Raw genomic sequence first — 13,592 nt, 5'->3', positions numbered from 1 at the left:
CGTTCACCGGGCAGGCTCCTGCACGACATCGGCGACCGGTGCCCCGGTCAGCAGTTCGAGCTCGGCTGGCGTCAGCGGGAACACGCCGTTGGCGTGGCCGGCGGCGGCCCAGACGATGTCGAAGCGGCAGAGGTCGCGGTCGATCAGCGTCACCGGCTTCGTCGCGTGGCCGACCGGCGAGACGCCGCCGATGCTGAAGCCGGTCGACGCCTTCACGAAGTCGGCATCGGCACGACCGATGGCACCGACCAGTGCCGCCACCTTCTTCTCGTCGACGCGGCGGTCGCCCGAGGTGACGACCAGCACCGCCGCATCGTCGGCCTGGCGACGGAAGATCACGCTCTTGGCGATCTGGCCGACCTCGATGCCGAGCGCCTCGGCGGCCTCCTGCGCGGTCCGCGCGGAGACCTCGAGCCAGCGCGGTGCGTGCGGATGGCCGAGCGTTTCGAGCACGCGGCTCACGTGCTCGAAGCCGGGCGGGCGGGGCGGCAGGTTGGCGGTGTCGTTCATGCTGGCGGAGCAATGGTCTCGGCGTAGTCGTAGAGCGCGCCGAGCAGTTCCTGGCCGCGCTCGTCGGCGCTCTCGCTCAGGGTGTCGATGCGGTCGAAGAAGGCCTGCAGCGTCAGCCCGCCATGCGCGCCCTCGTGCAGGCGCTCGCTGCAATGCTGCAGCCAGCGCGCCTGGCCGGCCTCGTCGAGCGTGGCCGGGAAATTGCGCGCGCGGTAGCGGAACAGCAGTTCCTCGAGCCGCCCATCGTCGAAGGCCGGCCGCGCCTGCGCCAGCTGCGCGGGCGCGAGGCCGCGCAGGCGCTGCAGCGTGCGGCGGTCGTTGTTGCCGACGAAGCCGCCGTAGAGGTCTTCGTCGACGTCCGGCGCGCGATCCGGTGCCGGACGCGCGTAGACCTCGCCCCAGAGCCCGTCGAGCACGCCGCCGAGGCTGGCGGCGACGTCTGCATGGCGCAGCGCGCGCTCCATGTCGACGCCCCAGCGCTCGGCCATCGCCGGCGACAGCGTCTTGAGGTTGCTGATGACAATCGGCGACTTGTTGATGTGCAGCGTCTTGATCGGCAAGCGAGTCACACCCCCGGGCAGCTCTTCCTGCCTGCTGAAAAGACGCTCGCGGATCGCGACGGCGTTGAGCCCGAGCAACTCGGACGGGTCATGCGCGAGGTCCCACAGGATGACCTCGTTCTTGTTGGTCGGGTGCTGGCCGAGCGGCCACACGACCGCGATGCCGCCGCGCTCGGCGCCGTACATGCCCGAGACGTGCAGCAGCGGCCGGCGCCCGCCGCCGATCTCGGCCAGCACCGCCTGCTTGCTGCGCAGGCGCAGGCAGAAGTCCCAGAGCTTGGGCTGGCGCGTCCTGATCAGCCGCGCCAGCGCGATGGTGGCGCGCACGTCGGACAGCGCGTCGTGCGCCGCCTCGTGCACGAGGCCGTTGGCCGCGCTCAGGTGCTCGAGCTTGAACGAGGGCCGGCCGGCCATCTCGCCGCTCACGTGCTTCGGCCACTCGATGCCATCGGGTCGCAGCGCGTGGCAGCAGCGCACCACGTCGAGCAGGTCCCAGCGGCCGCAGCCGTCCTGCCACTCGCGCGCGTAGGGATCGATCAGGTTGCGCCAGAACAGGAAGCGCGTGACCTCGTCGTCGAAGCGGATGCTGTTGTAGCCGACGCCGATGGTGCCGGGCCGGGCCAGTTCGCGTTCGATGCGGGCCGCGAAGGCGTGCTCCGGCACGCCCTGCTCGAGGCAGGTCTGCGGCAGGATGCCGGTCAGCAGGCAGGCCTCGGGCTCGGGCAGGAAGTCGGGCGCCGGCTGGCAGTACTGCATCAGCGGCGCGTCGATCTCGTTGAGATCGGCGTCGGTGCGCACGCCGGCGAACTGCGAGGGCCGGTCGCGGCGCGGCACGACGCCGAAGGTTTCGTAGTCGTGCCAGAAGAAGCTGAAATCACTCATGCCGCAAGCTTATGCGGCAGCGCGCCTGGCCAGCATCGCGTTCGCAACCCGCGACACCGGCTTGCGGCCGAGCACGCCGCTGATCCAGGCCGCGGTGTCGACCAGCGCGTCGAGATCGATGCCGGTCTCGATGCCGAGGCCGTGAAGCATGAAGACCACGTCCTCGGTCGCGACGTTGCCGGTGGCGCCCTTGGCGTAGGGGCAGCCACCGAGGCCGGCAACGCTGGCGTCGAAGCTGGCGATGCCCATCTCCAGACAGGCGTAGACGTTGCTCAGCGACTGGCCGTAGGTGTCATGGAAATGGCCGCTCACTTCGGCCAACGGGTAGTGCTTCAGCGCGCGCTCCATCGCCGCCTGGACCCGGCGCGGCGTGCCGACGCCGATGGTGTCGGCGATGCCCACGTGCTGCACGCCGATCTCCTTCATCAGCCGCACGACAAGTTCGACCCGGTCGGGGTGGATCTCGCCCTCGTAGGGACAGGCAACGGCGCACGACACCGCGCCGCGCACCTTGAGCCCTGCTTCGCGCGCGGCGGCGGTCACCGGCGCGAAGCGCTCGATCGATTCCGCGATCGAGCAGTTGATGTTCTTCTGGCTGAAGGCCTCGCTGGCGGCGCCGAAGACGACGATCTCGTCGGGCCGCGTCGCCAGCGCGGCCTCGAAGCCCTTCATGTTGGGCACCAGGACGCTGTGGCGCACGCCGGCCGGCCGCGCGATGCCGGCCATCACCTCGGCGCCATCCGCCATCTGCGGCACCCACTTCGGGCTGACGAAGCTGGTGACCTCGATCTCGCGCAACCCGGCCTGCTGCAGGCGCTGCACCAGTTCGATCTTGTGGGCGGCGGCAACCGCCTGCTTCTCGTTCTGCAGGCCGTCGCGCGGGCCGACGTCGACCAGCGTGACGCGACTCGGAAGGGATGAACTCATGATTTCTCTGTTGCCTCGTTTTGGCGCCGTGTGCACTGCTTCACGCTGCGATGATGCGCGTGCGTCCGGAACCCCACGGCGCAAGGGGCCACGCGCACTTTCACCCTCTGCGGAGGGATGGCAACGGCGTAGGCTGGCGGCGAGGATTCAGCCCATGGACAGCACCCGTCGCCTTCGCATCGCCAACCGCATCCGCATCGTGCTCCAGCGCGAGCTGGGGGTCGCGGTCGACGTGTCGCGCATGCTGCGCCATCGCGCCGAGGCGGCCGAGGTGCTCTGTGCCTGCAAGGGCCTGGCGAGCTCCGAACTGCTCACGCTTGCCGCGCAGTTCGAGGCCGAGACCCGCATCGAGGACAAGGCGCGCCTGCGCACCTTGGCCGCCAGCACGCCGGTGGCCGGCGCGGCACCCTCCTCCTCGCGCGGCTGGGCCGCGCTGGGCAGCGGCTTCGGCTTCAGCAAGCCGCTGTCGGGCTGGGACGATGACACCGATTCGCTGCCTCCGGCCGTCGAGGCCGAAGAACTCCACGCCGGCAATCCGGCGCGGATGGTGATGCAGACGCGCTTCTAGAGCAGAAGCGACGCACTCCCGCCGCGGCATCACGCAGCGGCCTCGAAGTCGAGCAGCGCCTCGCCCTCGCCGACCTGTTCGCCCGCCGCGTAGCGCAGCGCCTTGACGACGCCGTCGCTCGGCGCGGTCAGCGTGTGCTCCATCTTCATCGCCTCCATCACCGCCAGCGGCTGGCCGCGGCTGACCTTGTCGCCGGGCTGCGCCAGGTAGGCGACCACCTTGCCGGGCATCGGCGCGGTGACGCGACCGCCCTCGGCGGCGCCGTCACCGGCATGGGCCAGAACGTCGACCTCGCGCAGGCTGGCGCTGCCCTCGGGCGCGAAGACCGTGACCTGCTCGCCGACCGCGTGCACCGCGAGTTCGACGCGGCGGCCGTCGAGACGCAGTTCGTGGCGCTCGTCGCCGAGCGCGCGCGCGGTAAATGGAATGCGGCGCTCGCCGAGCACCAGGGTCATGCCGCCGTCGTGCAGGCGCTCGAGCACGACGCGGTCGCTGCCGCCCTGCTGGTGCTCGAGCATGAACACCCGCCGCGAGGCGCCGTAGAGGCGCCAGCCGTCGCGCCGCGACCAGGGATCGGCGCCCTGCAGCGCGGCCTCGGCGGCCAGTTCGTGCGCGACGATGCCGGCGGCCGCGAGTTCGAGCGACAGCGGCGCGGCATCGAACAAGGCATCGCGCTCGCGCTCGATGAGACCGGTGTCGAGTTCGGCACCGGCAAAGGAGTTGCTGTTGACGACCCGGCGCAGGAAGGCGGCATTGGTGTGCGGCCCGACCACGCGGGTCGCGGCCAGCGCCGCGTCCATGCGCGCCAACGCCTGAGCCCGGTCCTCGCCCCAGACGATGATCTTGGCGATCATCGGGTCGTAGAAGGGCGTGATCGCGTCGCCCTCGCGCACGCCGGCGTCGATGCGCAGCGGCGCCGGCTCGTGGAAGCGCTCCTGGTCGGCGTTGAAGCGGAAATTCAGCGCACCCTCGGGCCAGCGCAGCACATGCAGGGTGCCGGTGCTGGGCAGGAAGTTGGCGTCGGTGTTCTCGGCGCAGAGCCGCGCCTCGATCGCATGTCCGCGGATCTTCAGCTCGTCCTGCTGCAGCGGCAGTTGCTGGCCGGCGGCCACGCGCAGCTGCCATTCCACGAGGTCGAGGCCGGTGATCGCCTCGGTCACCGGATGCTCGACCTGCAGCCGCGTGTTCATCTCCATGAAGTAGAACCTGCCATCCTGTTCGCAGATGAACTCGACGGTGCCGGCACCCACGTAGCCCACCGCGCGCGCGGCGGCGACCGCGGCCTCGCCCATCTCGCGGCGGCGCTCGGGCGCCATGCCGGGCGCAGGCGCTTCCTCGAGCACCTTCTGGTGGCGGCGCTGCACCGAGCAGTCGCGCTCGAAGAGGTAGACGCCGTTGCCGTGGCCGTCGAAGAAGACCTGGATCTCGATATGGCGCGGGCGCTGCACGTAGCGTTCGATCAGCACCGCGGCATCGCCGAAGCTGTTGATCGCCTCGCGCTGGCAGGAGGCGAGCGCGGCGTCGAACTCGGCCTCGGCCGTCACGACCCGCATGCCCTTGCCGCCGCCGCCGGCGCTGGCCTTGATCAGCACCGGATAGCCGATGCGGCCGGCCTCGCGCTTGAGCAGCGCGCCGTCCTGGTCGGCACCGTGGTAGCCCGGTACCAGCGGCACCTCGGCGGCCTCCATCAGCCGCTTCGATTCGGCCTTCAGGCCCATCGCCTGGATCGCGCTCGCCGGCGGGCCGATGAAGGCGATGCCGGCGTCGGCGCAGGCTTGGGCGAAGCCCTCGTTCTCGCTCAGGAAGCCGTAGCCCGGATGCACCGCCTGCGCGCCGGTGGCTTGCGCCGCGGCGAGGATCCTGGCCGCGACGAGGTAGCTCTCGCGCGGCGAGGCCGGTCCGATATGCACCGCCTCGTCGCAGGCCGCCACGTGCGCGGCATGGGCGTCGGCATCGGAATAGACGGCGACGGTGCGGATGCCCAGGCGCCGGGCTGTCGCCGCAACGCGGCATGCGATCTCGCCGCGGTTGGCAATGAGGATCTTCTTAAACATTGTCATCAACTCCCGTGGCTCAGGTCGCCGGTGAACAGGTGCTCGATGCGGTTGACCACCGCACGCAGGAACTTCCACAACAGGCGGATCAGCACGATCGCCACCACCAGCGCGATGGCCAGCGCGATGAAGAACCAGACCGGATGCTCGACCGCCAGCCACAGCAGCGCCGGCACCGCCATGTCACCGGCCAGCGACAGCGCGACGTTGGAGAAGGGCTCGGGCGAGGTATTCGCCGCCGCCCGCGTCGTCGCCTTGGCGGCATGGCTTGTGGCCGCCAGCGTGCCACCGACCAGCGCGGCGATGGCGGCGAAGGTGGCCTGGTCGGCGCCGAACACCGCCGCCGCCAGCGCGGCGCCGGCCGGGATGCGGATGAAGGTGTGGACCGCGTCCCAGGCCGAGTCGACGAGCGGGATCTTGTCGGCGAAGAACTCGACGCCCATCAGCAGCGCGCTGACCGCGAGGAAGGCCGGGTGCTGCAGCAGGTGCAGGCCGGCCGGCAGATCGACCCAGCCGGCGTAGCCGGCGAGACCGGTGATGAGCAGTACCGCGTAGAGCCGGATGCCGCTGGCAAAGCCGAGCGCGGCGGCGAGCGCGACGAGTTGCGCCGTGTCGAGCCCCTGCACGGGCGCGGCGAGCGCATCGAGCACCGGCTTGGCGCTATCGAAGTCCATGGCTCAGACGGCCGCCGGGCCGCCCCAAGGCCGGCTGCGCCCCCCAGGGGGGGAGCGCAGTCGCGTAGCGGCAAGCGTGGGGGCACACATGTTCAGCCGATCCAGCGCGGCTTGCTCTTGGCGAGGAAGCTCTGCACGCCGTGCTTGCCGTCGTCCGAGGCGCGGGCGTCGGCGATGTGCTCGACGGTACGCACGATCAGCGCCTCGTCGAGCGGACGGTCGATGACCTCGTCGAGCAGGCGCTTGCATTGCGCCAGCGCCTGCGGGCTCGCCGCCAGAAGCGCATCGACCAAGGCCTGCAGCGTGCTGTCGATCTGCGCGGCCGGCACCACCTCCTGCACGAAGCCGAGCCGCTGCGCGCTGGCGGCATCGAAGCGCTCGGCCGTGAGCATGTAGCGCTGCGCTGCGCGCGCGCCCAGCGCCCGCACCACGTAGGGGCTGATCGTCGCCGGCACCAGGCCGAGCTTGACCTCGCTGAGGCAGAAGTTCGCGCCCTCGGCGGCGACCGCCATGTCGCAGGCCGCCACCAGCCCCAGGCCGCCGGCGTAGCAGTCGCCCTGGACCCGAGCGACCACCGGCTTCGGGCAGGCGGCGATGGTGCGCAGCATCTCGGCCAGCGCGGCGGCGTCGGCCAGGTTCTGCTCGCGCGTGTAGTCGGCCATGCGCCGCATCCAGTTGAGGTCGGCGCCGGCGCAGAAGGCCACGCCGTTGGCCGCCAGCACCACCACGCGCACCGCCGCGTCGTTGCCGAGCGCGCGAAAGGCACCGGTCAGCTCGATGATCAGTTCATCGTTGAAGGCGTTGCGAACCTCGGGCCGGTCGAGCGTGACCCGGGCCACCGGACCCGCCACCTCGACCTTGATCAGCTTGGTCATCGGGCCTCCTTCATCACATCCGGAACACGCCGAACTTCGCGTCCGGGATCGGCGCGTTGAGGCTGGCGGACAGGCCGAGCGCCAGCACGCGCCGGGTGTCGGCCGGGTCGATCACGCCGTCGTCCCACAGCCGCGCGCTGGCGAAGTACGGATGCCCCTGCACCTCGTACTGGTCGCGGATCGGCTTCTTGAAAGCCTCTTCCTCGTCGGCGCTCCAGGCGCCGCCCTTGGCCTCGATGCCGTCGCGCCTGACGGTGGCCAGCACGCTGGCGGCCTGCTCGCCGCCCATCACGCTGATGCGCGCGTTGGGCCACATCCAGAGGAAGCGCGGCGAGTAGGCGCGGCCGCACATGCCGTAGTTGCCGGCGCCGAAGCTGCCGCCGATGATGACGGTGAACTTGGGCACGTTGGCACAGGCCACGGCCGTCACCATCTTGGCGCCGGCGCGCGCGATGCCCTCGTTCTCGACCTTGCGACCGACCATGAAGCCGGTGATGTTCTGCAAAAAGACCAGCGGCACCTTGCGCTGGCAGCACAGCTCGATGAAGTGCGCGCCCTTGTTGGCGCTCTCCGAGAACAGGATGCCGTTGTTGGCGACGATGCCGACCGGCATGCCCTCGATGTGGGCGAAGCCGCACACCAGCGTGGCGCCGTAGCGTGCCTTGAACTCGTCGAACTCGGAGCCGTCGACGATGCGGCTGATCACCTCGCGCACGTCGAAGGGCTTGCGGGTGTCGGTCGGGATCACGCCGTAGAGCTCCTCGGGTGCGAGCTTCGGCGACACCGGTTCGCGCAGCACCACCGGCACGTTCTTCTGCCAGTTGAGGTGGCCGACGATCTGGCGCGCGATCGCCAGCGCGTGGGTGTCGTTGCGCGCCAGGTGGTCGGCCACGCCCGACAGGCGCGTGTGGACGTCGCCGCCGCCGAGGTCCTCGGCGCTGACGACCTCGCCGGTCGCGGCCTTCACCAGCGGCGGGCCGCCGAGGAAAATGGTGCCCTGCTTGTCGACGATGATGGTCTCGTCGCTCATCGCCGGCACGTAGGCGCCGCCGGCGGTGCACGAGCCCATCACCACCGCCACCTGCGGAATGCCCTGCGCGCTCATCTGCGCCTGGTTGTAGAAGATGCGGCCGAAGTGATCGCGGTCCGGGAACACCTCGTCCTGGTTGGGCAGGTTGGCACCGCCGCTGTCGACCAGGTAGATGCAGGGCAGCCGGTTCTGCTGCGCGATCTCCTGCGCCCGCAGGTGCTTCTTCACCGTCAGCGGAAAGTAGGTGCCGCCCTTGACGGTGGCGTCGTTGCAGACGATCACGCAATCGACCCCGGCGACGCGGCCGATGCCGGCGACCACGCCGGCGCAGGGCGCGGCATCGCTGCCGTCGCGGTCCTTGTAGACATCGAAGGCCGCCAGCGGCGCGATCTCGAGGAAGGGCGTGCCGGGATCGAGCAGGCCCTCGACGCGGTCGCGCGGCAGCAGCTTGCCGCGCGCCGCGTGCTTGGCGCGCGCCGCCTCGCCGCCGCCCTGCGCGATCTGCGCGAGCTTGGTATTGAGGTCGTCGACCAGCGCCCGCATCGCGGCCGCGTTGGCCTTGAAGTCGTCGCCGCGCGGGTTGAGCTTGGATTCGAGAATGGGCATCGGGTCTCCTCGCGGCGATTCGTTGTTCTGGTTGACGTTGACGTAAACGTCAATTCTAGTGTCGTGAGTTGGAGGTTCGTTGAACAGCTTGGCAGCGACTGCAGAACGGTTCCGAATCCCGCCGAAAACGGCCGCAGCCTAGGCGCGGCGCGGAGCCGGGTTCGACACCCGGCGAGCACCGCAACGACGGATGCGGCCGCTTCTCGGCTGGATTCATCGACGAACTTTCAACTCACGACACTAAAGGCCGGCGCGCACTCAGGCCGTCGGGCCGTAGACCTCGGCCTCGCGCCAGCGCAGGGCGGCCATGTCGGGTACGCGCAGATGGGCCTCGCTCGGCATCAGGAACTCGTCGAGCTGTGGTGGCTCCACGGCCGTGCCGGTCAGCATGGCATGCACCTGGCCGCGATGATGGGTCTGGTGCATGAACAGATGAGCCAGCACATGGGCCGCGCGTTCGCGCTGCACCCGGCCCTGGCTGCGCGGCAGCTCGATGACGCGTTCGCAGCCCGCGCCATCGAGCGCGTCGCAGAACGCGATCAGGCGTTCGTCGCAGGCGGCCTGGCGCGCGGCCAGCGGCGCCAGTTCCTCGTCGGCCTTGAACCGGTCCCAGTGCGTGGCCAGCTCGGGCTCGCCAAGCAGCGCGCCGACGTAGTACTGGTCGACCTCGAGGATGTGGTTCAGCGTCCCGATCAGGCTCGGGAAGAAGCTGGTGCGCGCGGCATGAAGCTCCGCGTGCGTGAGCGCCGCCATCGCGCCGTGCAGGCGGTGATTGGCAAGCCGGTTGGCGTGCGCCTCGATGCGCAGGTGCCGGGAAAGGTCCATCGCCGGATTCTGCGGCCGGCGATGGACGCGTCAATCACCCGCAGCTACCGCTCATTGCCCGTAGAGCACCTGCGGCAGCCACAGGCCGATGCCCGGGAACTGGTACAGCAGGATGATCGCGATGACCTGGATGCCCATGAAGGGCAGCATGCCGGCAAAGATCTGGTTCAGCGTCACGTGTTTCGGCGACACGCCCTTCAGGTAGAACGCCGCCATCGCCACCGGCGGGCTCAGGAAAGCGGTCTGCAGGTTCAGCGCCACCAGCAGGCCGAAGAACAGCGGGTCGACGCCGAAGTTGTCGAGCAGCGGAATGAAGATCGGCATGAAGATCACGATGATCTCGGTCCACTCCAGCGGCCAGCCGAGGACGAAGATGATCACCTGGCTGAGCACCAGGAACTGGGTCTTGCTGAGGTTCATGCCCAGCACCCAGTTCTCGACCAGTTCCTGCCCGCCAAGCAGCGCGAAGGCGGCCGAGAAGATCGCCGAGCCGACAAACAGCCAGCAGACCATCGCACTCGTCTTCGCGGTGAGGAAGACGCTCTCCTTGACCACCGTCAGGTTCAACTGCCGGTAGGCGGCGGCCAGCAGGAAGCCACCCAGTGCGCCGACCGCGGCGGCCTCGGTCGGCGTCGCCAGACCGAAGACGATCGAGCCCAGCACGGCGGTGATCAGCACCAGCAGCGGGAAGAAGCTCGACAGCAGCATCTTGAACACTTCGAGCCGGTTGAAGCTGAGCAGCGCGTAATAGGCCACCATCGCCACCGCACCGACCGCCAGGCCGATCCAGTAGCCCTGCGGAGCCGGCCGCGTGGTGGCCGCGGCACCGTCGGTCGCGCCGGCGGGTGGCGTGGCCACGGCGCCAGGCGGCTCGGCCACGGCAGCGGCGGCCGGTTCGCTGCCGGCCTCGGCGGGGGCCGACGGCGGCTCCGCCAAGCCACCCGCGGCGGGCGGCTCCTGCACCCCGCCGGCGGCTGGTGGCTCCTGTAGCCCGCCACCGTCGCCGGGCGGAGCCTGAAGGCCGCCTGCGTCTTGCGCCTCGGTCGCGCTGCCCGCGCCCATCTGCTGCAGTTCGGAGAAGTCCTCGACTGCGGTGACGCGAGTCACGGTCTGGTAGCTCCACAGCGACACGACGGTGAACAGGATCAGCGGCAGCAGCGTCACGAACAGCTGCTTCAGCAGGAAGCTCGTGCTGACGGCCTGGTTGCGCTTGCCCTTGAGCGCGCCCAGCAGCCAGGGCAGCGCCCGGCCTTCGCCGGTAGCGCCGGCCTGCTGCAGCGGCGGCGGCAGCGGCACGAAGCGCTGCTCCGCCGTCAGCGGCGGCATCAGCGCCGGCTTGATCTTGGCGAGGAGGATCACGTAGACGATGTACAGGCCGGCCAGCATCAGGCCGGGGAAGAAGGCACCGGCGTAGAGCTTGACCACCGACACGCCGGCGGTCGCGCCGTAGACGATCAGCAGCACCGAGGGCGGGATCAGGATGCCCAGGCAGCCGCCAGCGGTGATGGCGCCGGCCGACACGCGCACGTCGTAGCCGCCGCGCAGCATCTGCGGCAGCGCCAGCAGGCCCATCAGCGTGACCACCGCACCGACGATGCCGGTCGCGGTGGCGAACACCGCGCAGGTCACCAGCGTGGCCACCGCCAGCGAGCCCGGCACGCGGGCCAGCGCCAGGTGCAGGCTCCTGAACAGCTTCTCGATCAGGTTGGCGCGCTCGACCAGGTAGCCCATGAAGACGAACAGCGGGATCGAGATCAGCACGTCGTTGCTCATCACCGAGAACGTGCGCTGCACCATCAGGTCGAGCGTCTGCGTCATCGCGCCGCGGGCGGTCTGCCCGCCGGAGTGGTAGGCGAAGAACGCGAACAGCATGCCCATGCCCATCAGCGTGAAGGCGGTCGGGAAGCCGAGCATGATGGCCACCACCACCAGCGACAGCATCAGCAGGCCGTAGTGGCCGTTGGTCATCGTGTCGACGCTCAGCACCATGCCCATCGCCGCGGCGACGATGATGGCCATCAGCGTGAAGCCGAACCACAGTTCCTTGCGCAGCTTCATCACTTGCCGCCTTCCTTGACCACCAGCTTGTCGAGCGCCTCGATGTCTGCATCCTTCACGTGCATCAGCTCCTTGAGCTTGTCGACGTCGACTTCCTCGACGTCCTGCTCGCGCGACGGCCACTCGCCTTCACGCAGGCAGATCACGCAGCGCACGATCTCCACCAGACCCTGCAGCAGCAGCACCGCGCCGGCGAAGGGAATCACGAACTTGAACGGGTAGACCGGCAGCGGGTCGGCGTTGAAGGTCTGCTCGCGGATGGCCAGCGAGTCGTTGAAGTAGGCCCATCCGGCCCAGGTCATCGCCACGATGCCGGGCAGAAAGAACAGGATGTAGAGCACCAGGTCGATGGTCGCCTGGGTGCGCGGCTTGAAGAAGCCGTAGAGCACGTCGCCGCGCACATGGCCGGCCTTGCTCAGCGTGTAGGCGCCGGCAAACATGAAGAGGGTGCCGTAAAGCATGATCTGGGCGTCCAGCACCCAGCCGTGCGGCTGGTTCAGCGCATAGCGGGAGAACACCTCCCAGCTGATCAAGAGGGTCAGGCCGACCACCGACCAGGCAAAAAACTTGCCGATCCAGGTGGAAAAGCGGTCCACCGCCAGCAGCAGGTTCTGCATGGAGCTTCCTAGAGAAAGTCGTTCAGACAAACAAGCGGGGGCGCCGCAACACGGCGCCCCCGGGATTGTCGCGTGCTACGCCTCGAGAAGGTTCAGGCCTTCTTGGCTCCGAAGTAGTGGTTGTAGGCCATCTTGAAGTCGACGGTGTAGTCGTTCCACCACTGACCGGCGCGGCCGGCGAAGGCCTTCTGCGAGTCGATCACCTTCTGGAACAGGGGGTTCTCGCCGCCCTTCTTGGCGACGATCTTGTCCCAGGCGGCGAGTTGCGCGCGCAGGATCGCGTCGGGCGTCTTGTAGAACTTGACACCGGCCTTCTTCAGCTCGACGTAGTCGAGCGAATTGCGATGCGCCGCCTTCCAGCTCATGTCGGCGCTGGCGGCCTGGACGCCGTAGTCGACGATCGCCTTCAGCTCGGCCGGCAGCGCGTCGAGCTTGCCCTTGTTGAACAGGATCTCGAACTGCTCGCCGCTCTGGTGGAAGCTCTGCAACATGCAATTCTTGACCACGTCGGGGAAGCCGAGCAGGCGGTCCGAGCTGGCGTTGTTGAACTCGGCGCCGTCGATCAGGCCGCGGTCCAGCGCCGGCACGATCTCGCCTCCGGGCAACGGGTTCACCGCGGCGCCCATGTCGTTGTACATGTCGACCGCGAGACCGACGGTACGAAACTTGGTGCCCTTGATGTCCTCGAGCTTGGCGATCGGCTTCTTGAACCAGCCGAAGGGCTGCGTCGGCATCGGCCCGTACAGGTAGGACACGACGTCCATGTTCAGGCTCTTGTAGATCTCGGCCAGCAGCTCCTTGCCGCCGCCGTAGTTGTGCCAGGCCAGCAGCATGTTGGGGTCCATGCCGAAGGACGGGCCCGATCCCCACAACGCCAGCGCGGAGTTCTTGCCGTAGTGGTAGGCCACCACGCCGTGGCCGCCGTCGAGCGTGCCCTTGTTGACCGCCTCGAGCAGCTGGAAGGCCGGCACCACCGCACCGGCTGGCAGCACCTCGATCTTCAGGCGACCGCCGGCCATGTTGTTGACCTTGGTCGCGAAGTCGTTCGCGTACTCGTGGAAGATGTCCTTCGACGGCCAAGTGCTCTGGAAGCGCAGCGCGGTCGTCTGCGCGTTGCTGACCATCGGTGCGGCCATGGCCGCGGCACCGACCGCGCCGGCCGATGCGGACTTGAGGAAGCGGCGCCGCTGGGGTGCCGAACTCTTCTTGGACATGCTCGTCTCCTTCGCTTCGGTGTTGAAACAATCCCTCCGTGCCGGCGACCACTGCGGGCCGTTGGCCTTCTCGTCGATGTTACGAACGGCGCCCGCCGCTGGCGCTGGCGTTAACCCGGGCGGGAGACCCCGGGGTGGGCGGGGTTGTGCGGTGCGCGAACCGCAACCGCCGGCAACCGGGCGAGCCCGCGC

12 protein-coding genes are annotated in these 13,592 nt (G+C 69.3%); 1 reads left to right on the top strand and 11 read right to left on the bottom strand.

Annotated elements, in window-relative coordinates; genetic code table 11:
• Positions 1–3 precede the first annotated feature (3 nt).
• From EV670_RS00650 to EV670_RS00640, 3 genes are read right to left on the bottom strand one after another with little or no spacing between them, the layout of a single operon-like run.
• Positions 4–510, bottom strand: coding sequence for a YbaK/EbsC family protein (locus tag EV670_RS00650; protein WP_130429898.1), 507 nt, complete (start codon positions 508–510; stop codon positions 4–6).
• Positions 507–1,952 (bottom strand): exodeoxyribonuclease I, encoded by a 1,446-nt coding sequence (sbcB, locus tag EV670_RS00645; protein WP_130429897.1) that lies wholly within the window; start codon positions 1,950–1,952, stop codon positions 507–509. Before sbcB ends, EV670_RS00650 begins: the two co-directional genes overlap by 4 nt.
• Before the next feature lie 9 nt (positions 1,953–1,961).
• A complete protein-coding gene (locus EV670_RS00640; RefSeq protein ID WP_130429896.1) occupies positions 1,962–2,879 on the bottom strand; it encodes a hydroxymethylglutaryl-CoA lyase in 918 nt (305 codons plus the stop codon).
• A gap of 154 nt (positions 2,880–3,033) precedes the next feature.
• Here EV670_RS00640 and EV670_RS00635 point away from each other — a divergent pair, with 154 nt between their 5' ends.
• Positions 3,034–3,447, top strand: coding sequence for a hypothetical protein (locus EV670_RS00635; RefSeq protein ID WP_130429895.1), 414 nt, complete (start codon positions 3,034–3,036; stop codon positions 3,445–3,447).
• Positions 3,448–3,476: 29 nt separating this feature from the next.
• On the opposite strand, the gene EV670_RS00630 is transcribed toward EV670_RS00635, so the two are convergent.
• The 8 genes from EV670_RS00630 to EV670_RS00595 form a co-directional block, all read right to left on the bottom strand.
• On the bottom strand, positions 3,477–5,501 hold the full coding sequence (locus EV670_RS00630; RefSeq protein ID WP_130429894.1) for an acetyl/propionyl/methylcrotonyl-CoA carboxylase subunit alpha: 2,025 nt from the start codon (positions 5,499–5,501) through the stop codon (positions 3,477–3,479).
• Positions 5,502–5,506: 5 nt separating this feature from the next.
• Positions 5,507–6,175 (bottom strand): DUF4126 domain-containing protein, encoded by a 669-nt coding sequence (locus EV670_RS00625; protein ID WP_130429893.1) that lies wholly within the window; start codon positions 6,173–6,175, stop codon positions 5,507–5,509.
• Positions 6,176–6,267: 92 nt separating this feature from the next.
• A complete protein-coding gene (locus EV670_RS00620) occupies positions 6,268–7,050 on the bottom strand; it encodes an enoyl-CoA hydratase/isomerase family protein (protein WP_130429892.1) in 783 nt (260 codons plus the stop codon).
• Between the two features lie 13 nt (positions 7,051–7,063).
• Positions 7,064–8,686 (bottom strand): carboxyl transferase domain-containing protein, encoded by a 1,623-nt coding sequence (locus tag EV670_RS00615; protein WP_130429891.1) that lies wholly within the window; start codon positions 8,684–8,686, stop codon positions 7,064–7,066.
• Between the two features lie 258 nt (positions 8,687–8,944).
• Positions 8,945–9,511: a DinB family protein gene (locus tag EV670_RS00610; protein WP_130429890.1), complete on the bottom strand. Its 567-nt coding sequence runs from the start codon at positions 9,509–9,511 to the stop codon at positions 8,945–8,947.
• A 51-nt stretch (positions 9,512–9,562) separates the two neighbouring features.
• Positions 9,563–11,569 carry a TRAP transporter large permease subunit gene (locus EV670_RS00605; protein ID WP_130429889.1) on the bottom strand — a complete coding sequence of 669 codons (2,007 nt, stop codon included), beginning with the start codon at positions 11,567–11,569 and terminating at the stop codon, positions 9,563–9,565.
• Positions 11,569–12,186 carry a TRAP transporter small permease subunit gene (locus tag EV670_RS00600; RefSeq protein ID WP_130429888.1) on the bottom strand — a complete coding sequence of 206 codons (618 nt, stop codon included), beginning with the start codon at positions 12,184–12,186 and terminating at the stop codon, positions 11,569–11,571. The genes EV670_RS00605 and EV670_RS00600 overlap by 1 nt, the downstream gene beginning before the upstream one ends.
• A 92-nt stretch (positions 12,187–12,278) precedes the next feature.
• Positions 12,279–13,400, bottom strand: coding sequence for a TRAP transporter substrate-binding protein (locus EV670_RS00595; protein WP_130429887.1), 1,122 nt, complete (start codon positions 13,398–13,400; stop codon positions 12,279–12,281).
• Positions 13,401–13,592: the final 192 nt, after the last annotated feature.

This window comes from Rivibacter subsaxonicus, from assembly GCF_004217215.1.
Lineage (GTDB): Bacteria > Pseudomonadota > Gammaproteobacteria > Burkholderiales > Burkholderiaceae_C > Rivibacter > Rivibacter subsaxonicus.
This window is presented reverse-complemented; position numbering and strand designations above follow the sequence as displayed.

Coding starts and splice junctions, on each gene's coding strand:
- EV670_RS00650 (WP_130429898.1), bottom strand. CDS start 510: ATGAACGACACCGCCAACCTGCCGCCCCGCCCGCCCGGCTTCGAGCAC.
- sbcB (WP_130429897.1), bottom strand. CDS start 1,952: ATGAGTGATTTCAGCTTCTTCTGGCACGACTACGAAACCTTCGGCGTC.
- EV670_RS00640 (WP_130429896.1), bottom strand. CDS start 2,879: ATGAGTTCATCCCTTCCGAGTCGCGTCACGCTGGTCGACGTCGGCCCG.
- EV670_RS00635 (WP_130429895.1), top strand. CDS start 3,034: ATGGACAGCACCCGTCGCCTTCGCATCGCCAACCGCATCCGCATCGTG.
- EV670_RS00630 (WP_130429894.1), bottom strand. CDS start 5,501: ATGTTTAAGAAGATCCTCATTGCCAACCGCGGCGAGATCGCATGCCGC.
- EV670_RS00625 (WP_130429893.1), bottom strand. CDS start 6,175: ATGGACTTCGATAGCGCCAAGCCGGTGCTCGATGCGCTCGCCGCGCCC.
- EV670_RS00620 (WP_130429892.1), bottom strand. CDS start 7,050: ATGACCAAGCTGATCAAGGTCGAGGTGGCGGGTCCGGTGGCCCGGGTC.
- EV670_RS00615 (WP_130429891.1), bottom strand. CDS start 8,686: ATGCCCATTCTCGAATCCAAGCTCAACCCGCGCGGCGACGACTTCAAG.
- EV670_RS00610 (WP_130429890.1), bottom strand. CDS start 9,511: ATGGACCTTTCCCGGCACCTGCGCATCGAGGCGCACGCCAACCGGCTT.
- EV670_RS00605 (WP_130429889.1), bottom strand. CDS start 11,569: ATGAAGCTGCGCAAGGAACTGTGGTTCGGCTTCACGCTGATGGCCATC.
- EV670_RS00600 (WP_130429888.1), bottom strand. CDS start 12,186: ATGCAGAACCTGCTGCTGGCGGTGGACCGCTTTTCCACCTGGATCGGC.
- EV670_RS00595 (WP_130429887.1), bottom strand. CDS start 13,400: ATGTCCAAGAAGAGTTCGGCACCCCAGCGGCGCCGCTTCCTCAAGTCC.